Source organism: Pseudomonas sp. S2_E02 (assembly GCF_054668355.1).
This window is the reverse complement of sequence record NZ_CP162761.1, coordinates 1340347-1360889: the sequence shown is the minus strand read 5'-3', so window position 1 is coordinate 1360889 and position 20543 is coordinate 1340347. Positions and strand designations below refer to the sequence as shown.

Sequence of the window (20543 nt, the reverse complement as noted above, 5' to 3'; positions counted from 1 at the left end):
AGCCCAGAATTCCCGTGACTGCCAATCCCCTCGACGACCCGTTCTATTACCTTAACAACTTCCGGCAAGTGCTTGATTGGCTTGAGCTTCGTTACGCCGATGTAATGAGCGAACCGGAACACGCGTTCATCCGCGACTTCAAGGCCTTGCCGCGCGCGTCGCAGGGTTTGCTGGTGCGGATGGTGATGCGCAAGGGCGTGCATTTTCGTGCCGGCAAACTCAATTACGTTGAAATCGGTGACATCGCCGAGGCCGCGCAGCCCTTGCTGGAGCACGGCTGGATCGATGAACACGCGCCGCTGGCCCTCGCCGAGTTGTTCGATGTGTTGCTCAAGGCCGAGATCCTGCAAGCGTTTGCAGCCTTTATCGAGCAACCCAAGGGCCGCAAGGACGATTGGCTGCCGCTCCTCGCCGAGCAGTTTGCAGACGCTCGCAGCCTGCGCGACTGGGCGCCGCTGCTCGATGATCGCTTGTTCAGCCTGACCATCATGGACCTGTGCGATCGCTTGCGGCTGATGTTCTTCGGCAACCTGTATCAGGACTGGTCGGAATTCGTCCTCGCCGACCTTGGCATCTTCACTTATGAAAAAGTCGAATTCTGCGCCGACTCGCGGGGCCTGCGCAGTCGCGATGACGTCGATGCGTGCCTGTTCCTGCACAACTGTCAATTGCGTTTCGAGGCCGGTGAACCACTGGACACCATTGTTGCGCAGGTCAGCGCCTTGCACTTCGACAACCCGTGGCTGCAACGCCGGCGTGGCAAGGTGCTGTTCCAGATCGGCCAGTATTGCGAGCGCATCGGCGAGTTTGCCCTGGCCCTGAGCATTTACCGCGACTGCGCCTATCCCGGCGCCCGTTTACGCATGATCCGCGTGCTGGAGCGCAGCGGCGAATACTCATTGGCACTGGAGCTCGCCACGCTAGCCGAACAGGCGCCGGAAAGCGCTGCCGAGCAGCAAGGCCTGCAACGGATATTGCTAAGGGTGCGGCGCAAACTCGGTGGCCCGCCGCTCAAACGCGTAGCGGCCAGACCGGTCGAGCGGCTGGATCTGCAATTGCCACGCACCGACCCAGCCTTGTCTGTGGAGTTTTACGTGCAGGCGCATCTGCACGATGACGACGGCCCGGTGCATTACGTGGAAAACAGTCTGATCAACTCGCTGTTTGGCCTGTTGTGCTGGCCGGCGATTTTCGCACCGTTGCCCGGGGCATTCTTCCACCCGTTTCAGCGTGGCCCGGTGGACCTGCTCAACGAGGATTTCCAGCAACGCCGCGCTGAGCTGTTCCAGGCGTGCCTGAGCGAACTCGACGACGGTCGCTATGCCGCGACCATTCGCCAGCGCTTTGTCGACAAATGGGGTGTCCAGTCGCCATTTGTATTCTGGGGCGCGGTGAATGAACTATTGCTTGAGCAGGCGTTGGCCTGTCTACCCGCTGAGCACCTTAAACATTGGTTCAACCGTTTGCTGCTCGACATCAAGGCCAACCGCGCCGGCATGCCCGACCTGATCCAGTTCTGGCCGCAGCACAAAACCTACCGAATGATTGAAGTGAAAGGTCCCGGCGATCGCCTGCAGGACAACCAGCTGCGTTGGCTGGAGTTCTGCCATCAACACCAGATGCCCGTGGCCGTGTGTTACGTGCAATGGGCGGAGCAGAGCGCTTGAGCTACAGCATTGCCGTGCGCGCATTGTGCGAGTTCACCGCCAAGACCGGCGACCTCGACCTGCGCTTCACCCCATCACCCACGGCGCTGGAAGGCATCGCCGGTCACCGCACTGTGGCCTCGCGGCGCAGCGAAAAGTATCAAAGCGAAGTGGCGCTCGAAGGCGAGTTTCTGCAGTTGAAGGTCAAGGGCAGGGCGGACGGCTACGACCCGGCGCAAACCTGTCTGGAGGAAGTCAAAACCTACCGTGGCGACCTGAGTAAGCAACCGGCCAATCACCGCCAGTTGCACTGGGCGCAGGCGAAGATCTACGGCTGGTTGATGTGCCGCAAACTCGAACTTGAGCAGATCAATCTAGCGCTGGTGTATTTCGATATCGTCAGCGAGAAGGAAACCTGCCTGGTCGAGGCCTTCAGCGCCGAAACCCTCAAGGCCTTTTTCGAACAGCAATGCACGCTGTTCCTGCAATGGGCCGAACAGGAAATGGCCCATCGAGAAGCGCGCAATCTGGCCGCGCAACAACTGGCGTTTCCCCATGCCGATTTTCGTCCCGGTCAGCGGCACTTGGCGGAATCAGTGTTCAAAGCCGTCAGCACCGGCCGTTGCCTGATGGCCCAGGCACCGACCGGCATCGGCAAAACCCTCGGCACGCTGTTCCCGATGCTCAAGGCCCTGGCGCCGCAGCAACTGGACAAGGTGTTCTTCCTGACCGCGAAGACACCGGGGCGCAAACTGGCGCTGGATGCCAGTCAGGTGTTGTTCGATCGGTCACCAGCCTTGCCCCTGCGGGTGCTGGAAATGGTCGCCCGGGACAAGGCCTGCGAACATCCGGACAAAGCCTGTCACGGCGAATCCTGCCCGTTGGCTCAGGGCTTTTATGATCGTTTGCCGGCCGCGCGGGAAGCGGCCAGTCGAATCCGCCTGCTCGACCAAGCCGCCATGCGCGAGGTCGCCGCGCAACACGCGGTGTGCCCGTATTACCTGAGTCAGGAGATGGCCCGTTGGGTAGACGTGGTGATCGCCGACTACAACTATTACTTCGACTTCAGCGCCATGCTGTTCGGTCTGGCCCAGCTTAATCAATGGAAAGTCGCGGTGCTGGCGGACGAGGCGCACAACCTGGTCGAACGCGGCCGGCAGATGTACAGCGCCAGTCTTGATCAGTTCACCCTGGGCAGCGTGCGCAAAACCGCGCCGGCACCGCTGAAAAGCTCCCTGCAACGGATCAACCGTGAATGGAACGCGCTGCATGCGCCGCAACTGGCGGCGTATCAGGCTTACGACAAGGCCCCGGAAAAACTCCTGCAAGCGATCTCGTTGTGTTGCGCGGCCATTGGCGATTACCTCAATGACCATCCGCAGGGCCTCGACAGCGCCTTGCAGAACTTCTATTTCGACCTGCTGCAATTCGCCCGGGTGGCGGAGCTGTACGACGAGCATTACCTGTTCGATATCAGCAAGCGCGACCTCGACCGCAAAAAGCCGCTGTCGCAGTTATGCCTGCGCAACGTGGTGCCGGCCGCGTTCATTGGCCCGCGCCTGAAAGCGGCGCGCAGCAGCGTGCTGTTTTCCGCGACCCTCAGCCCGCGTCACTATTACGCCGATTTGCTTGGCACGCCCGCCGACACCGTGTGGATCGACGTCGAATCGCCGTTTTGCGCCGAGCAGTTGCAGGTGCAGATCGTCAGTCGCATCTCGACACGCTTCAACCATCGTCAGGCCTCGCTGGAGCCGATCGTCGAATTGATCGCGCGGCAGTTCAGCGAACGTCCGGGCAACTATCTGGCGTTTTTCAGCAGCTTCGATTATCTGCAACAAGTGGCGTCGTTACTCGCTGAGCGTTCCCCGCACATCAGCCTGTGGCAGCAATCGCGGGGCATGCTCGAAGGGGCGCGGCAGGCCTTTCTCGATCAGTTCACCGCGCACAGCCAGGGCGTCGGCTTTGCCGTGTTGGGCGGTGCGTTCGGCGAAGGCATCGATTTACCCGGTGCGCGGCTGATCGGCGCGTTCATTGCCACCCTGGGGCTGGCGCAGTTCAATCCGGTCAACGAACAACTCAAACACCGCATGGCCGCCATCTTCGGCGCCGGTTACGACTACACCTACCTGTACCCGGGCGTGCAGAAAGTGGTGCAGGCCGCCGGGCGAGTCATCCGCACCCGTGAGGATAGCGGCGTGGTCATGCTGATTGACGATCGCTTTGCCGAGAGCCGGATCAAACAGCTGCTGCCGCGCTGGTGGGCAATCAATCATGAGACGGACGCTTCCCAATTTGCCGGATTACCGCATACTTCTGCTCATGACAATGGCTGGTGAGTGTGATGAGCGAGAAAAACAAGACCGCGGCGATCGAAGAGATGCGTTTTCGTCTGTTGATCGATGCGGTGGTCGACTATGCGATCTACATGATCGATCCCGACGGCATCATCACCAGTTGGAACTCTGGCGCCAAACGCTTCAAGGGCTACGAAGAAGCGGAAATCCTCGGCGAACATTTCTCCCGCTTCTACACCGCTGAAGATCGCGCAGCCGGTCTGCCGCAGCGTGCGCTCGACACGGCGATCCGTGAGGGACGTTTCGAAGGCGAGGGCTGGCGGGTGCGCAAGGACGGCACCAATTTCTGGTCGCATGTGGTCATCGACCCGATCATTGATCCCGACGGCAAATTGCTCGGTTTCGCCAAGATCACCCGCGACCTGACCGACCGCAAAATGGCCGAAGAAACCCTCAAGCAAAGCGAGCAGCAGTTCCGCTTGCTGGTGCAGGGTGTCACCGACTACGCCATCTACATGCTCAGCCCCGAAGGCCGGGTCAGCAACTGGAACCAGGGCGCGCAGCGGATCAAAGGCTATCTGCCGGAAGAAATCATCGGTCAGCATTTTTCGCTGTTCTATACCCCCGAGGACCGCGAACTCGGCGAGCCGCAACGGGCGCTGGAAATCGCCACCCGCGAGGGCCGTTTCGAGAACAAGAGCTGGCGCATGCGCAAGGACGGCACGCGGTTTCTCGCTCATGTGGTGGTCGATGCGATTCGTGGTGACACCGGCACATTGCTTGGTTTTGCCAAGATCACCCGCGACATCACCGAAGCCCACCAGGCGCAACAGGCGCTGGAGAAAACCCGTGAAGCGCTGTTCCAGGCGCAGAAGATGCAGGCCATCGGTCAGCTCAGCGGTGGCATCGCCCATGACTTCAATAATCTGCTGACGGTGATTCTCGGTAACCTCGAGATTGTGCAAAAGCGCGTGGGCGACGATGCGAAAATCAGCCGCCTGCTGGAAAACGCCACCCAAGGCGCCTTGCGTGGCGTGTCGCTGACCCAGCGCATGCTGGCATTCGCCCGCCGACAGGAACTGAAGACCGAGTCGGTCGATATCGCGCAATTGGTTCAGGGCATCAGCGGTTTGCTGCGCAGTTCGCTGGGGCCGGGTATCCGTGTCGACACGCGGTTTCCCGACGATCTCGAGCCGGTGCTGGCGGACACCAATCAGTTGGAGCTGGCCCTGCTCAATCTGGCGACCAACGCCCGCGACGCCATGCCCGATGGAGGTACGGTGAGCATCAGCGCTGAACCGCGAGTGGTGCTTGAACTGGGGCATTCGGACCTGCCTGCGGGGCGTTACGTCTGCCTCAGCGTAATCGACACCGGGGAGGGCATGGATGAGCACACGCTGGCGTCGGCCAGGGATCCGTTCTTCACCACCAAAGGATTGGGCAAGGGTACCGGGCTGGGCTTGTCGATGGTCCACGGCTTCATGGAGCAACTCGGTGGCCGTTTCATCCTCAAGAGTGCAAAGGCCCAGGGCACCACGGCAGAACTGTGGATTCCGGTGGCCGGCGAGGGTACCGTCAGCAAGTCGCTGCAGCCACACGCCGAGCCCGTGGTGGTACCAAGACTCAGCGTGCTGGTGGTGGATGACGACTCACTGGTGTTGACCAGTACCAGCCTGCTGCTCGAAGACCTCGGCCATCGGGTGGTCAGTGCGACGTCCGGTGCGCAAGCGCTGGCGTTGTTCGATCAGGGCGAGGTCATCGACCTGATGATCACCGACATGGCCATGCCGAAGATGAGCGGCGCGCAACTGGCCCATGCCGTGCGCGTGCTCAAACCGGATCTGCCGATCATCCTGGCCACCGGCTACGCCGAACGTCTGGAAGGCTTTGCCGCGCAACTGCCACGGCTGCCCAAGCCGTTTACGCAGATGAATCTGGTGGCAATCATTGCCCAATCGATGAAACAAGGCGTCGGTCAATCCGTCTGAACTTGCGCGCCAACGGGGACTTCTAAACGTTTTCCCCACCCCGGAGCGTGCATCTTTTGTCTCGCATACTGACTGAGCCCACCGCTGAAGAAACCCTGACCGAACATGACGCCAAGATGTTTGGCTCACCCAAGGAACGGCTGGATTTCTATCGGCGGGAGATCCAGTACGAAACCAGCATCCTCGCCAACCGTACCGACGCTTATCTGGCGGCGCAGTCGTTTCTGGTGATTGCCTTTGCCTCGTGCATGGCCAACCTCAACCCGGAGTGGGGCAAGTTGTTCACGCTGGTGGTGCCACCGTTTCTTGCGCTGCTCGGGCTGCTCAGCTCACTGAACGCCTGGCCGGGGATTCGCGCGGCGTACGACATCATTGATCACTGGCATTTCAAGCAGAGCCACTTGCTGCACAGCGAACCGCTGATGGGCCTGGCGTATGACGAATCGCCGCTGTTCAGCGAGATGGAGTCGAGCCACAAGGGCTATCGCAAGTCGCTGCTGTTTTCGGTGCGTACGCCGTGGATTTTTGCGACGTTCTGGGTGTTGCTGGGGAGTTATGCGGTGTTTATTCAGGTGACCAATCCGGGAGGGTGATTGGCAGGTAGGGAAAAGCCCGGTTTATTTCGCCGGGCTTTTTCATTCGCGTGGATTTTGTTGTGCTATTCAGACCGATCCCCCTCACCCCAACCCTCTCCCCCAATGGGGGCGAGGGGGAAGGGAGCAGATCTTCGTTGTACTCAAAATCTGCGTTCGACTCGGTATCTCAAGCCAAAGTCCGAGTTCAACTCGGTACCTCACGTCGGCGTACCTCGACCATTCACCTCGGTCAGTTCCCTCTCCCTCTGGGAGAGGGCTAGGGTGAGGGTGTCTGGGTTCACTCGGAAGGGAGCAGATTTTCGTGCTGTTCAAATCTGAGTTCAACCCGGTATCTCAGGTCGGCAAACCTCGACCATTCACCTCGGTCAGTTCCCTCTCCCTTTGGGAGAGGGCTAGGGTGAGGGGCTGTTCTGGCTCATTCCACAGTTTCAAGCTCTCGACGCAATGCCGACGAGTTTTGCGAAGACACCGGAATCGGCGGGAAGTCTTCGTTCAAGACGCACAAATGATCGATCGCATCTTCAAACATCAAATCGGCTTTCTTGCGCAGCGCTCGGTAATGTTCAAATTGCTCGATATCCAGGTGTTCAACGTCGAGCAGCGCATTGGCCGCGCGGTTGAGGGTGTGAGCGTTATCGAACAATTGACGATTACGTTCCAGAGCCAGTGCTCTGCAAGCCTTGATTTGCGCAGGAGTCGAGCATTCTTTCATGACCGTGACCTTAATCTTCAAGGATTCCGTTTCATAGGCGTAGCGCCGCAGGGGAACCGAACCTGCCGGGCCCCGCCGGACACATCCGGCGAGGGGTTATGCTTGTGACTGCCGGCCATTAATCAGGGATCCATTTTTTTATAGAAAAAAATTCGATCAATTCTCGGTTAAATCCGCAAATCAAAAATCAGTTTTTTTGTTTTTTTGCGCTGTTCGTAACGGGCGAGGATCGGTTGCGTGCTGATGCCGTGGAGCAAGATGCTCAGCGCCACCACCGACAAGGTCAGATCGGTACACAGGCTGGCCACCGTGTCGGTCAGCCCGTGGTTCAAGGCATAAAACAAATAGAACAGGCTGCCGATACCGCGAATGCCAAACCAGCCGATCAACAGCCGTTGCCTTCCTTTGAGCAGTGCGCCCCAAGGCATCAGCGCGACGCAGGCCGGGCGGATCAGGCAGAACAGCACGCCGCCCACCAGCAACGCCCGCCAGTCCCAGTGCGCCACCAGCACCACGCCGAGCAGGGTCACCAGAAATACTTCCATGGCGCGCTCGACCAGACTGCCGAACGACAGCATGTCGCCCATCATGATCCCGGCGGCGACCTGGCTGCTTTCCAGCCGTTCGGTGTCGCCGTGCACCGCGTGCTGCGGTTCGACGTTCTGATGACCGACCACCGGCTGCACCAAGTGCTCGGCGGGCGGTTGCCCGGCGCCGGTGGATTTGACTTCGACCTGACGCAGGCCCAACCCGGCAGCGAACACCGACAGAAAACCATAGCCGCCAATCGCCTCGGCAACGACATACGCCAGGGCAATCAACGACAACGCCAGATAGTCGTTCGGGCTGAGCGTGCTGTCGTCATTGTGAATGCGCAGCGACAGGGTCACGCGGCCGATACCACGGCCCATCCAGTAACCGGTGAGCAGGCCTGCGGGCACCGCCCACAACAAACTGCGCAAGACCCAGCCCTGCCACTCGGCGGCAGAGCCATCACCGTGAATCAACAACAAGCCGAGAATCACAAACGGAAACGCCACCCCGTCATTCAGCCCGGCCTCACCCGACAGGCCGAAACGCACGCTGTCGACATCCCGCGCATCATTGACCTGCACCAGCGCCGCCAGCACCGGGTCGGTGGGCGCCAGCATCGCCCCGATCAACAACGCCGGCCCCCACGGCAAGCGCAAAGCAAAATGCAGCAGCAGGCACACCCCGGCGATGGTCAGAACCATTACTGGGCCGGCGAGGCCGAAGGCGATTCGCCAACGCTTGTCGCGCAGCGGCAGGCGCAATTTCAGGCCGCAGACGAACAGAGAGAAGAGCACCGCGACTTCCGTCAGGTGCTCCATCCACAGCGAGGCGTCTTCCAGGGATAGTTTCAGCAGATCGAGGCCACTGGGACCGATGCCGATACCCAGCAGCAAACAAACCGCCGAGGTGGTCACCGGCATCCAGCGCAGGTATGACGACGTCAGCGCCAGGGTCAGCAGGACTGCGCCGAGTACGGCGACCCACACGATAAAACTCATGATCTGCCGCCTTCAAATGTTTGATGTGACGGCAATCGCACCGTGTTCAATGGGCCTTCAGTTTTACTGTAGGCGTTGGCGAAGGCGTCATCACAGCATCGGTTTGCCACCGGTCACGCCATAGCGCTGGCCGGTGATGTAACTGGCTTCGTCCGAGGCCAGCAACACGTAGATCGGCGCCACTTCGACCGGTTGGCCGGGGCGGCCGAGCGGGGTGTTGCCGCCGAAGTTCTGCACTTCTTCATCGGGCATGGTCGAGACGATCAGCGGCGTCCAGATCGGCCCCGGTGCCACGCAGTTCACGCGGATTTCCTTTGGCCCGAGCATCTGCGCCAGACCGCCGGTGAAGTTGGCAATCGCACCTTTGGTGGTGGCGTAAGCGAGCAGGGTCGGTTTGGGCAAATCCGAGTTGATCGAGCTGGTATTGATGATCGACGACCCGGCGCGCATGTGTTTGATCGCCGCCTGGCACAGCCGGAAGATTGCAGTGATGTTGACGTCGAAGGTCATCACCCATTCTTCGTCGGGGATTTCTTCGAAGGTTTCGTGGGTCATCTGGAACGCGGCGTTGTTGACCAGCACGTCGATGCGGCCGAAGCGTTCGACAGTTTTGTCGACCAAGGCCTGGCAATGGGATTTCTGTGCGATATCGCCGGGCAGCAACAGGCACTGACGTCCGGCCTGTTCGACCCAGCGCGCGGTTTCCTTGGCATCTTCATGTTCATTCAAATAGGCCACCGCGACGTCTGCGCCTTCACGGGCGAAGGCAATCGCCACGGCGCGGCCGATGCCGCTGTCGGCGCCGGTGATCAAAGCAATCTTGCCGGCCAGTCGCCCGGAACCGACATAGCTTTGCTCACCACAATCGGGATAGGGCTCCATCTTGCGTTGCGAACCGGGAACGGCCTGAGCCTGTTTGGGGAAGGGCGGTTTTGGATAGTCGGTCATCGCGGGTCTCCGAAGTTTCAGGGCAGGTATGGGCGGTTGACCCGGTGTGTTTGCCGTGAGTTCGATCGGATTTACGCCGCATTTCTCGACTTGGAAATGCAAAACCCCTGTAGGAGTGAGCCTGCTCGCGATAGCGGTATTTCAGTCAACAATGATGTTGGATGTCAGGACGCTATCGCGAGCAGGCTCACTCCTACACGGGGATGTGGTGCTCTTAAGTGTGGCGTTGTGTCAGGGCGCGTTCCATGCGGGCGATGCCTTCTTCCAGCAACGCGCGCGGGCAGCCGAAGTTCAGACGCACGAACTGCTGGTGTTGATCGCCGAAGTCCAGACCGGCGCTGAGGCCCACTTTGCCCTGCTCAAGGAAGAACTGCTGCGGGTTGTCCAGGTCCAGCGCCGAGCAATCCAGCCACGCCAGATACGTGCCCTGCGGCACATTCATGGTCACGCCCGGCAAGCGGTTGCGCACTGCTTCTACCAGCCAGTCGCGATTGGCTTGCAGGTAGGTTTTCAGCTCGGCCAGCCACGGCCCGCCTTCGCTGTACGCCACGCGAGTGGCTTCCATGCCCAGCGGGTTGACGCTGTCGACCATGCCGCAACGGGCGTGATTGACGCGTTCGCGCAGGGCGGCGTTCTGGATGATCATGAACGAGGTCTTGAGGCCGGCGATGTTGTAGGCCTTGCTCGCCGACATCAGCGTGATGGTGCGCTCGGCGATCTCCGCGCTCAGCGACGCCGTCGGAATGTGCACGCGACCGTCGAAGCACAGCTCGGCGTGGATTTCGTCGGAGATAATCCAGGCGTCCTGCGCCGCGCAGATATCGGCCACGGCTTGCAGCTCGTCACGGCCAAACACCTTGCCGATCGGGTTGTGCGGGTTGCTCAGCAACAGCGCGCCACCGCCGTTCAGCGACTCACGCAACACGTCCAGCGGCGTCAGGTAAGTGCCGTCAGCCTGGGCGACGAACTCCAGTTCAACCTTGTTCAAGCCCCAATGCCCCGGCGCGTGGCGCAGTGGCGGGTAGTTGGGCACTTGCACCACGACGTTCTGCTGCGCCTGCACCAGCGCTTTCAAAGCCATGTTGAAGCCCGACTCGACGCCCGGCAGAAAAATCAGTTCCTGCGGTTTGACCTTCCAGGAAAACTTGTTCCAGAGGTCGGCGACGATGGCTTCGCGCAAGTTGTCCTGCGCCACGCTGTAGCCCACCAGCGGATGCAGCAAGCGTTGTTGCAGCGCCTCGATCACCACCGGCGGCGCGGCGAAATCCATATCAGCGACCCACATCGGCAACACGTCGGCGCAATAGCGGCTCCACTTGGTGCTGCCGGTGTTGTGGCGGTCGAATACCTGATCAAAATCGAAAGTCATGCGCGGTCTCGTGAAGGCGGGAATGGTCCTGCTGGCCATTCTAAGCCTCCATCCCCTGTGGGGGCGAGCTTGCTGCTTATAAGGTTCACACAATACCTGTGGGAGCGAGCTTGCTCGCGAAGGCGTCGTATCAGTCAGCATCGATGTCGAATGACACACCGCTTTCGCGAGCAAGCTCGCTCCCACAGGGTTTGGTGGTCTTCAGTTAAAGAACCGACAAACGGCCGACGGTCGGTTTTCACACAGATCGTGTGGTCATTGTCTACAGTGAAAAAGTCGGCAGACGTTTGCCGCAACCGTGATTGTCCAGATAAAACCCGGCACCAGTACCGGGTTCCACCTGATCAGGAGTGCACGATGGATCTCAGCCGTCGTCAGTTCTTCAAGGTCGCCGGTATCGGCCTTGCAGGCTCTAGCCTGGGCGCGTTGGGCATGGCCCCGACGCCAGCCTTCGCCGAGCAGGTGCGCCACTTCAAGCTTGCCCACACCCATGAAACCCGCAACACCTGCCCGTATTGCTCGGTCGGTTGCGGGTTGATCATGTACAGCCAGGGCGATGCCGCGAAGAATGTCGCGCAAAGCATCATTCACATTGAGGGCGACGCCGACCACCCGGTCAACCGCGGCACCCTCTGCCCGAAAGGCGCAGGCCTTCTCGATTTCATTCACAGCCCCGGCCGTTTGCTCTACCCGCAAACCCGCAAACCGGGCAGCAGCGAATGGACACGGATCAGTTGGGACGAAGCGCTTGATCGCATCGTCGACCTGATGAAAGCCGACCGCGATGCCAATTTCATCGAGAAAAATGCCAACGGGCAAACGGTGAATCGCTGGCTGAGCACCGGTTTTCTCGCGGCGTCGGCGGCGTCCAACGAAGCCGGCTACATCACCCAGAAGGTGATTCGCAGTCTTGGCATGCTGGGGTTCGATAACCAGGCGCGTGTCTGACACGGCCCGACGGTGGCAAGTCTTGCCCCGACGTACGGCCGTGGTGCCATGACCAATACCTGGACCGATATCGCCAACGCGAATCTGATCCTGGTGATGGGCGGCAACGCTGCAGAAGCGCATCCGTGCGGCTTCAAATGGGTAACCGAGGCCAAGGCGCACAACGCTGCGCGGCTGATCGTGGTTGATCCGCGTTTTACCCGAACCGCGTCCGTGGCCGACTATTACGCGCCGATCCGCACCGGCACCGACATCGCCTTCATGGGCGGTTTGATCAATTACCTGCTGACCGAGGACAAGATCCAGCACGAATACGTGCGCAACTACACCGACATGTCGTTCATCGTCAGAGCAGGCTACGGCTTTGAAGACGGGATCTTCAGCGGCTACGACGCGGAGAAACGCAGCTACACCGACAAATCCGGCTGGGGTTACGAGATGGGCGACGACGGTTTCGTCAGAGTCGACCCGACCCTGCAAGACCCGCGCTGCGTCTATCAACTGATGAAGCAGCATTACAGCCGCTACACCATCGACCTCGCCAGCCAGATCTGCGGCATGCCGGTCGATGCCATGCAGAAAATCTGGGAAGAGATCGCCACCTGCTCGACCCCGGGCAAGACCATGACGATTCTCTACGCCCTCGGCTGGACGCAGCACTCGATCGGCGCGCAGATCATTCGCAGCGCGGCGATGGTGCAATTGCTGCTGGGCAATGTCGGCATGCCCGGCGGCGGGGTCAACGCCTTGCGCGGTCACTCGAATATCCAGGGCCTGACCGACCTTGGCTTGCTCTCCAATGCGCTGCCGGGCTACCTGACCCTGGGCAGCGACACCGAGCAGGATTACGCCCAGTTCATCCACAAACGCACGCAAGTCCCGCTGCGGCCGGGGCAATTGTCCTATTGGCAGAACTACAGCAAATTCCACGTCAGTCTGATGAAGTCGTGGTACGGCGCAAACGCCACTGCCGAAAACAATTGGTGCTACGACCATTTGCCGAAACTCGACATCCCCAACTACGACGTCCTGAAGATGTTCGACCTGATGAGTCAGGGCAAGGTCAACGGCTACTTCTGTCAGGGCTTCAACCCGATCGCCGCGCTGCCGGACAAAAACCGCGTGATGGGCGCACTGGCGAAACTGAAATGGCTGGTGGTGATGGATCCGCTGGCCACCGAAACCTCGGAGTTCTGGCACAACGTCGGGCCGTACAACGACGTGAAAAGTGCCGAGATCCAGACCGAAGTCATTCGCCTGCCCACCACCTGTTTTGCCGAAGAGGACGGCTCACTGGTCAACAGCAGTCGCTGGCTGCAATGGCACTGGAAAGGCGCCGATGGCCCGGGCGAAGCGCAGACTGACATCCGCATCATGAGCGAGCTGTTCCTGCGCCTGCGCAAGCGCTATCAGGCCGAGGGCGGCAAATTCCCTGATCCGCTGCTGAAACTGACGTGGCCGTACAAGATCCCCGACGAGCCTTCGCCAGAGGAATTGGCCAAGGAAATCAACGGCAGCGCCGTGGCGGATTTCACCGATGCCACGGGTGTGGCGGTCAAGGCCGGCTCGCAACTGGCGGGTTTCGGCTTGCTCAAGGATGACGGCAGCACCGCGTCCGGTTGCTGGATCTTCGCCGGCAGCTGGACCGAGGCCGGTAACCAGATGGCCCGCCGCGACAACGCCGATCCGTACGGCATGCATCAGCATCTCGGCTGGGCGTGGGCCTGGCCGGCCAACCGGCGGATTCTCTACAACCGCGCTTCGGCGGACGTCGCCGGCAAACCGTGGGACCCGAAAAAACGCCTGGTGTGGTGGAACGGCAAGGCCTGGGGCGGCACCGACGTGCCGGACTACAAGGCCGATGTACCGCCGGAAGCCGGGATGAACCCGTTCATCATGAACCCCGAAGGCGTGGCGCGGTTCTTCGCCGTCGACAAGATGAACGAAGGGCCATTTCCCGAGCACTACGAGCCGTTCGAAACACCGATCGGCATCAACCCGTTGCACCCGCAAAACAAGAAAGCCACCAGCAACCCGGCGGCGCGAATCTTCGATTCGGTCTGGGAAACCCTCGGCGAGGCCAAGGACTTCCCGTACGCCGGCACCAGTTACCGGCTCACCGAGCATTTCCACTTCTGGAGTAAGCATTGCAAGTTGAACGCGATTGCCCAGCCTGAGCAGTTCGTCGAAATCGGTGAAGTGCTGGCGAAAGAGAAGGGCATTGTCGCCGGTGATCGTGTGCGCGTCAGTTGCAAGCGCGGCTTTATCGAAGCGGTGGCGGTGGTGACGAAAAGGATCCGGCCGCTGCAGGTCAACGGCCAGGTCGTGCACCAGATCGGCATCCCGCTGCATTGGGGGTTCACCGGTCTGACGCGTCACGGTTACCTGACCAACACCCTGGTGCCGTTCCTCGGCGATGGCAATACCCAGACCCCGGAATCCAAGTCATTCCTGGTCAACGTGGAGAAACTGTAAATGGCCAGCCAAGACATTATTGCCCGCTCGGCCACCACAACCGTGCCGCCGTCGGTGAGGAATCAGGAAGCGGTGGCGAAGCTGATCGACACCACCAAATGCATCGGCTGCAAGGCCTGCCAGGTCGCCTGCTCGGAATGGAACGAGCTGCGCGACGAGGTCGGCCATAACCACGGCACCTACGACAACCCGCAAGACCTGAGCGCGGAAACCTGGACGTTGATGCGCTTTACCGAGCACGAAACCGACGCCGGCAACCTTGAGTGGCTGATCCGCAAGGACGGCTGCATGCACTGCGCCGAACCCGGTTGCCTGGCGGCGTGCCCGAGTCCCGGGGCGATCATCAAGCATGCCAATGGCATCGTCGATTTCGATCAGGATCACTGCATCGGTTGCGGTTATTGCATCACCGGTTGCCCGTTCAACATTCCGCGCATTTCGCAAAAAGATCACAAAGCCTACAAGTGCACCTTGTGCTCGGATCGGGTCGCAGTAGGGCTGGAACCGGCCTGCGTGAAAACCTGCCCGACCGGCGCCATTGTGTTTGGCACCAAGGAAGACATGAAGGAACACGCCGCCGAACGCATCGTCGACCTGAAAAGCCGTGGTTTCGAAAACGCCGGTCTGTATGACCCGGCCGGTGTCGGCGGCACGCACGTGATGTACGTGTTGCATCACGCTGACACGCCGAAAATCTATGCAGGTTTACCGCAAGATCCGGCAATCAGTCCATTGGTGGGCCTGTGGAAAGGCATCAGTAAACCCCTGGGCCTGCTGGCCATGGGCGCGGCGGTGCTGGCCGGGTTCTTCCATTACGTGCGCATCGGCCCGAATCGCGTCGAAGAGGATGAACATCCGACGCCGCCCGACACCTCGGTGCATGTCGTCGATCCGGCGGTGCACACCTTCGATCCACGCGGGGAGGACCGGCCATGAGCAACAAGACGATCCTGCGTTACACCGCCAACCAGCGCACCAATCACTGGCTGGTGGCGATCCTGTTTTTCATGGCTGGGCTGTCCGGGCTGGCGTTGTTTCATCCGTCGCTGTTCTGGCTGAGCAACCTGTTCGGCGGCGGGCCGTGGACGCGGATTCTGCATCCGTACATGGGCATCGCCATGTTTGTGTTGTTCCTCGGTCTGGTGTTCCGTTTCTGGCGTTCGAATTTCTTTATCGACAACGACTGGAAGTGGATGCGCCGCATTGACCGAGTGTTGGTCAACGATGAAGAAAGCGTGCCACCGGTAGGCAAATACAACGCCGGGCAGAAGCTGCTGTTCTGGACTTTACTCCTGTGCATGCTGGGTTTGCTGTTCACCGGACTGGTGATCTGGCGCGCCTGGTTCAGTGCGTATTTCGGCATCACCGTGATCCGCTGGGCAATGCTCCTGCATGCGCTGGCCGGGTTCATTCTGGTGCTGAGCATCATCATTCACATCTACGCCGGGCTGTGGATCAAGGGCTCGGTGGACGCGATGATGCACGGCTGGGTCAGCCGCGCCTGGGCGAAGAAACACCATGAACTCTGGTATCGCGACATCACGCGCGATGAACGCCAACCGGACGCGCCGGAACGACCGATCACCAAAAAGGGCTGACGTTTGCCAACCATTCTTGAACCTGGGGAAATCGAAGCGGCGGCGAGTTCACCGCCGTTTCTGTATCTGCCGCCTTCGAATCTGTTTGCGCTGCGGGCCGCTCGCCTGGAGCAATTGGCCGAGGGGCATGCGCTGGCCGAATATCTGCGGCTGATTGCCGGGTTGTGCCGGGTGCAGCAGCAGGTATTCGACGATCCACCGCTGACGGCACCGTTTGATCAGCAACGGATTGAAGCCTGTCAGCAGCATGGTTTGCCGCCGTTCGCGGCTGACACGCTGGTGCGTGAAGAGGGCTGGCAGGCTTATCTCGACGCTTTGCTGCAGCGTTATGAACCATTGGGGCATTCTGCTGTTGTTGAAGCGGTGGACACGCTGCGCGCTGCCAGCACTGGCCAATTGCGCTCTTGGGCCGTGGCATTGATCAGCGGCCAGTATTCGATGGTGCCGGCGGCGTTGGTGCCGTTCCTCGGCGCGGCGCTACAAGTGGCGTGGAGTCACTGGCTGCTCAGCGCGCAGGACCTGAAACTCAAACCCGGCGACAGCCTCAGCCAATGCCCGGCCTGTGGTTCGCCGGCGATGGCCGGGGTGATCCGCCATCGCGGCAAGCACAACGGTTTGCGTTATCTGGTGTGTTCGCTGTGTGCCTGCGAATGGCATGTGGTGCGGGTCAAGTGCGTGTATTGCGAGTCGAGCAAAGGGCTTGATTATTTGAGCGTTGAGGATGATCGCCACGCGGCTAATCAGGCGCCGCTGCGGGCGGAGGTCTGTCCGGGTTGTAACAGTTATCTGAAACTGGTGTATCTGGAAAACGATGCCGACGCGGAGGCGTTGTCGGCTGATCTGAGCAGTTTGTTACTGGACATGCGTCTGGCCCAGGACGGCTATCAGCGTCTGGCGCCGAATCTGTTGCTGGCTCCGGGAGACGAATGACGAGAGCAAAACTGTGGGAGGGAGCCTGCTCCCGAAGGGGCCATTTCAGCCACATCAGCTTTGACTGACTTACCGCCTTCGCGAGCAGGCTCGCTCCCACAGTGCGTCTACACTTCTGAAACCCTTGTGGGAGGGAGCTTGTTCCCGAAGGCGCTGTTTCAGTTGAATCAGGAGTGGCTGATGTCTTCCAGCGTTGCCCTGCGGTTGCCGTCTATTGACGGCTTGTTGCGTCACCCGGCGTGCGCGCCGTTGGCCGAGCGTTACGGCCGGGATTCGTTACTGACGGGGCTGCGTCAGCTGCTCGATGAGCTGCGGCCCGGCGTGTTGAGCGGGCAGTTGTCCGCCGTTGAAATCGGCGCCGAAGTCCTTGCCGGCCGAGTCGGCGAACGCTTGGCGCAACAGCAGCGCAGTCAGGTTCGTCGTGTCTTCAACCTCACCGGCACGGTGCTGCACACCAACCTCGGCCGCGCCTTGTTGCCGGACGAAGCCATCGAAGCGGTGCAAATGGCCGCGCGTTATCCGCTCAATCTGGAATTCGATCTGGCCAGCGGCAAGCGCGGTGATCGTGATGATCTGATTGAAGGCCTGATCCGCGAACTGACCGGCGCCGAAGCCGTCACCGTGGTCAATAACAACGCCGCCGCCGTGCTGCTGACACTCAACAGTCTCGGCGCGCGCAAGGAAGGCATCATTTCCCGTGGCGAGCTGATCGAAATCGGCGGCGCCTTCCGCATCCCCGACATCATGGCCCGCGCCGGCGTGCGCCTGCATGAGGTCGGCACGACCAATCGCACCCATGCCCGCGACTATGAAGCGGCGATCAACCCGCGCAGCGGTTTGATCATGCGTGTGCATGCGAGCAACTACAGCATCGAAGGGTTTACCGCTCGCGTGCCGACTGCGGAATTGGTCGAGTTGGCCCATCGGCATGGCTTGCCGTTGCTGGAAGATCTGGGCAGCGGCAGCCTGTTGGATCTGACCCGTTGGGGTTTGCCTGTCGAACCCACGGTGCGGCAGGCGCTGCTCGACGGCGCGGACATCGTCACCTTCAGCGGCGACAAATTGCTCGGCGGCCCGCAGGCCGGGTTGATCGTCGGGCGCAAAGAACTGATCGCGAAGATCAAGAAAAACCCATTGAAACGTGCACTGCGGGTGGACAAGTTGACCCTGGCGGCACTGGAGGCGGTGCTCGGGTTGTATCGCGATCCGGATCGCCTCGCTGAGCGTCTGCCGAGTTTGCGTCTGCTCACCCGGCCGCAGGCAGATATCTTTGCGCAGGCCTCACGCTTGCAGCCCTTGCTGGCCGAAATCCTGGGGTCGGTTTGGCAGGTTAGCGCAGTCGAGGCCTTGGGCATGATCGGCAGCGGCAGCCAACCGGTGGCGCGTTTACCGAGTGCGGCGCTGTGTCTGCGCCCGCAAGTCTACAAGCGTTTGCGCGGGCGCTGCCTGCTGAATCTGGAAGCGGCGTTGCGCGCGTTGCCGATCCCCGTGCTTGGGCGGATTGACGACGATGCCCTGTGGCTGGATCTGCGTCAGCTCGACGATGAACCAGCGTGGCTCGCGCAATTGCCACAGTTGCAGGTCGACCCGTGATCGTCGGCACGGCAGGGCACATCGACCACGGCAAGACGTCGCTGCTACAAGCGCTGACCGGACAAACCGGCGACCGCCGCCCGCAGGAACGCGCGCGCGGCATGACCATCGACCTCGGTTATCTCTACGCTGAACTTGAACCCGGCGCGGGGCTGACCGGGTTTATCGACGTGCCCGGCCACGAGAAATTCACCCACAACATGCTCGCTGGCGCGCAGGGTATCGATCTGGTCTTGCTGGTGATTGCCGCAGACGACGGCGTGATGCCGCAGACCCGCGAGCATTTGGCGATTGTCGAATTGCTCGGTATTCCGCGCGCCTTGGTGGCAATCAGCAAATGCGACCGCGTTGAAGCAGGCCGGGCGGAGGAGGTGCAGCGGCAGGTGCTGGATTTGCTTGAGGCCGGGCCGTTTGCCGAAGCGCCGATCGTGCTTGTGTCGAGCGTGACCGGGCACGGCGTTGATGAACTGCGCGAGACGTTATTGCAGACGCAACGTGAAGTACTGGAGCGCAGCTGCGAAGGTGGTTTTCGCCTGGCCATCGACCGCGCGTTCAGCGTCGCCGGTGCGGGGATTGTGGTTACCGGGACGGCGTTGTCGGGCACAGTTGCCGTCGGCGACAAGCTCACCCTCGGGCCATCCGGAAAATCGGTCAGGGTTCGCGGCTTGCATGCACAGAATCAACCCGCCGAACTTGCTGTTGCCGGCCAGCGAGTGGCGTTGAACCTGACGGGTGAACGCCTCGAACTGGCGCAGATCCATCGCGGCCAGTGGCTGCTGAGCGAATGGCTGCACGCGCCGACGCAACGGGTCGACATCGACTTTCAACTGCTGCCCGGCGAACGCACCTTCGAACACTTTCACCCGGTGCACGTGCATCTGGGTACACAAGATGTCATCGCCCGGGTGGCCTTGCTCGAGGGGCCGCGGCTGAGACCCGGCGAGCGCATGTTCGCGCAACTGCTGATCAATGCGCCGGTACACGCGGTGAAGGGCGATCGACTGATCCTGCGCGACCAGAGCGCGCAACGCACCTTGGGCGGCGGCCAGGTCCTCGACCCGTTCGCCCCGGCGCGACAACGGCGCAGCCCCGAACGTCTGGAGCAATTGCGCGCCTTAGTCTCGGGCGACGAGTTTGAAAAGGTCTTGCCCGTGCTGCTCAACTACAGCGCCGGCGGCCTTGATCCGCTGCGCCTGGAACGCCAATTCAATCGCCCGCGCTCGACTTGGGCATTAGCGGAAAACGTCCGCCTCATCGACACCCGTCAAGGCCCGCTGCTGTTCAACGTGCAGCGCTGGGCACAGCTGAAGTTCACCCTGTTGGAGCAACTGACGCAGCTCCATGAACTGGAACCCGACCAGATGGGGCCGGATCGCGATCGCTTGCGGCGCTTCAGTGGATTGGCGCTGGAGCGTGCGACGTTTGTCAGTTTGCTGGATGAATTGCTCGCGGCCGGCTCGATCCAGGCAAGTGGGCCGTGGCTGCACCTGCCGGATCATCAGGTGCGCCTGAATGCCGAGGATGAAAGTCTCTGGCTAGGGCTGCAGCCGTTGTTTGAACAAGCCGGTTTCGACCCGCCGTGGGTGCGTGATGTGGCCAACGTCCTGGGGCAGGACGACGCCGTCGTGCGCTTGTTGCTGCGTAAACTGGCGCGTTTGGGTTTGATGCATCAAGTCGTGCGCGACCTGTTCTTGAGTGACGTGCAACTGCGCCAGATGGCGAACGTGCTGCTCAAACTCGCCAGCGAAAATCCGCAGATCCAGGTGACAACCTTCCGCGATGCGCTAGGCTTGGGACGCAAACGCTGTATTCAGTACCTCGAATATTTCGACCGCGTCGGCCTGACCCGACGCATCGGCGAATCCCGCCAGATCCGCCCCGACAACGCGCTGGCTAACGCCTGCGCACAATGAG

14 protein-coding genes are annotated in these 20543 nt (G+C 60.9%); 10 read left to right on the top strand and 4 right to left on the bottom strand.

The genetic code is table 11. The annotated features are described in order from the left end of the window. Nucleotides 1-14: 14 nt before the first annotated feature. The 4 genes from AB4O01_RS06035 to AB4O01_RS06020 are packed head-to-tail and all read left to right on the top strand — an operon-like array spanning nucleotide 15 to nucleotide 6521. A complete protein-coding gene (locus AB4O01_RS06035) occupies nucleotides 15-1667 on the top strand; it encodes a VRR-NUC domain-containing protein (protein ID WP_460090989.1) in 1653 nt (550 codons plus the stop codon). Next, nucleotides 1664-3982: an ATP-dependent DNA helicase gene (locus tag AB4O01_RS06030; protein WP_460090988.1), complete on the top strand. Its 2319-nt coding sequence runs from the start codon at nucleotides 1664-1666 to the stop codon at nucleotides 3980-3982. The genes AB4O01_RS06035 and AB4O01_RS06030 overlap by 4 nt, the downstream gene beginning before the upstream one ends. Nucleotides 3983-3987: 5 nt before the next feature. Next, the gene (locus AB4O01_RS06025; RefSeq protein ID WP_186621639.1) at nucleotides 3988-5928 is read left to right on the top strand and encodes a hybrid sensor histidine kinase/response regulator; all 1941 of its coding nucleotides are present in this window, start codon (nucleotides 3988-3990) and stop codon (nucleotides 5926-5928) included. A gap of 56 nt (nucleotides 5929-5984) precedes the next feature. Then, complete coding sequence (locus AB4O01_RS06020) at nucleotides 5985-6521, top strand: hypothetical protein (RefSeq protein ID WP_016983364.1); 537 nt, start codon at nucleotides 5985-5987, stop codon at nucleotides 6519-6521. A gap of 418 nt (nucleotides 6522-6939) precedes the next feature. Here the strand turns inward: AB4O01_RS06020 and AB4O01_RS06015 are convergent, their stop codons facing one another. The 4 genes from AB4O01_RS06015 to AB4O01_RS06000 all read right to left on the bottom strand — a co-directional run bounded on the left by AB4O01_RS06015 (nucleotide 6940) and on the right by AB4O01_RS06000 (nucleotide 11085). Next, complete coding sequence (locus AB4O01_RS06015) at nucleotides 6940-7236, bottom strand: hypothetical protein (RefSeq protein WP_460090986.1); 297 nt, start codon at nucleotides 7234-7236, stop codon at nucleotides 6940-6942. Nucleotides 7237-7403: 167 nt separating this feature from the next. Further along, nucleotides 7404-8768, bottom strand: coding sequence for a cation:proton antiporter (locus AB4O01_RS06010; protein ID WP_186621648.1), 1365 nt, complete (start codon nucleotides 8766-8768; stop codon nucleotides 7404-7406). 90 nt (nucleotides 8769-8858) lie between these two features. Next, nucleotides 8859-9716, bottom strand: coding sequence for a glucose 1-dehydrogenase (locus tag AB4O01_RS06005; protein WP_242210071.1), 858 nt, complete (start codon nucleotides 9714-9716; stop codon nucleotides 8859-8861). Between the two features lie 214 nt (nucleotides 9717-9930). Further along, on the bottom strand, nucleotides 9931-11085 hold the full coding sequence (locus tag AB4O01_RS06000) for a MalY/PatB family protein (RefSeq protein WP_460090985.1): 1155 nt from the start codon (nucleotides 11083-11085) through the stop codon (nucleotides 9931-9933). 357 nt (nucleotides 11086-11442) lie between these two features. On the opposite strand from AB4O01_RS06000, the gene fdnG reads away from it, so the two are divergent. The 6 genes from fdnG to selB all read left to right on the top strand — a co-directional run bounded on the left by fdnG (nucleotide 11443) and on the right by selB (nucleotide 20542). Then, on the top strand, nucleotides 11443-14508 hold the full coding sequence (gene fdnG / locus AB4O01_RS05995; RefSeq protein ID WP_460090984.1) for a formate dehydrogenase-N subunit alpha: 3066 nt from the start codon (nucleotides 11443-11445) through the stop codon (nucleotides 14506-14508). Continuing rightward, the gene (gene fdxH / locus AB4O01_RS05990; RefSeq protein ID WP_093431371.1) at nucleotides 14509-15444 is read left to right on the top strand and encodes a formate dehydrogenase subunit beta; all 936 of its coding nucleotides are present in this window, start codon (nucleotides 14509-14511) and stop codon (nucleotides 15442-15444) included. Beyond that, the gene (locus AB4O01_RS05985; protein WP_093431374.1) at nucleotides 15441-16106 is read left to right on the top strand and encodes a formate dehydrogenase subunit gamma; all 666 of its coding nucleotides are present in this window, start codon (nucleotides 15441-15443) and stop codon (nucleotides 16104-16106) included. The genes fdxH and AB4O01_RS05985 overlap by 4 nt, the downstream gene beginning before the upstream one ends. 3 nt (nucleotides 16107-16109) lie before the next feature. Further along, nucleotides 16110-17036 carry a formate dehydrogenase accessory protein FdhE gene (gene fdhE / locus AB4O01_RS05980; protein ID WP_460090982.1) on the top strand — a complete coding sequence of 309 codons (927 nt, stop codon included), beginning with the start codon at nucleotides 16110-16112 and terminating at the stop codon, nucleotides 17034-17036. Between the two features lie 180 nt (nucleotides 17037-17216). Beyond that, entirely contained in the window at nucleotides 17217-18629 is a 1413-nt protein-coding gene (gene selA, locus AB4O01_RS05975) for an L-seryl-tRNA(Sec) selenium transferase (protein WP_460090981.1), read from the top strand. Then, the gene (gene selB, locus AB4O01_RS05970; protein WP_460092223.1) at nucleotides 18626-20542 is read left to right on the top strand and encodes a selenocysteine-specific translation elongation factor; all 1917 of its coding nucleotides are present in this window, start codon (nucleotides 18626-18628) and stop codon (nucleotides 20540-20542) included. Before selA ends, selB begins: the two co-directional genes overlap by 4 nt. The last annotated feature ends 1 nt before the right edge of the window (nucleotide 20543 follow it).

Excerpts from the sequence above, each read along its gene's own strand:
- AB4O01_RS06010 (WP_186621648.1), bottom strand. The coding sequence starts at position 8,768 with ATGAGTTTTATCGTGTGGGTCGCCGTACTCGGCGCAGTCCTGCTGACC.
- AB4O01_RS05985 (WP_093431374.1), top strand. The coding sequence starts at position 15,441 with ATGAGCAACAAGACGATCCTGCGTTACACCGCCAACCAGCGCACCAAT.
- selA (WP_460090981.1), top strand. The coding sequence starts at position 17,217 with ATGTCTTCCAGCGTTGCCCTGCGGTTGCCGTCTATTGACGGCTTGTTG.
- AB4O01_RS06005 (WP_242210071.1), bottom strand. The coding sequence starts at position 9,716 with ATGACCGACTATCCAAAACCGCCCTTCCCCAAACAGGCTCAGGCCGTT.
- AB4O01_RS06000 (WP_460090985.1), bottom strand. The coding sequence starts at position 11,085 with ATGACTTTCGATTTTGATCAGGTATTCGACCGCCACAACACCGGCAGC.
- fdxH (WP_093431371.1), top strand. The coding sequence starts at position 14,509 with ATGGCCAGCCAAGACATTATTGCCCGCTCGGCCACCACAACCGTGCCG.
- AB4O01_RS06025 (WP_186621639.1), top strand. The coding sequence starts at position 3,988 with ATGAGCGAGAAAAACAAGACCGCGGCGATCGAAGAGATGCGTTTTCGT.
- AB4O01_RS06015 (WP_460090986.1), bottom strand. The coding sequence starts at position 7,236 with ATGAAAGAATGCTCGACTCCTGCGCAAATCAAGGCTTGCAGAGCACTG.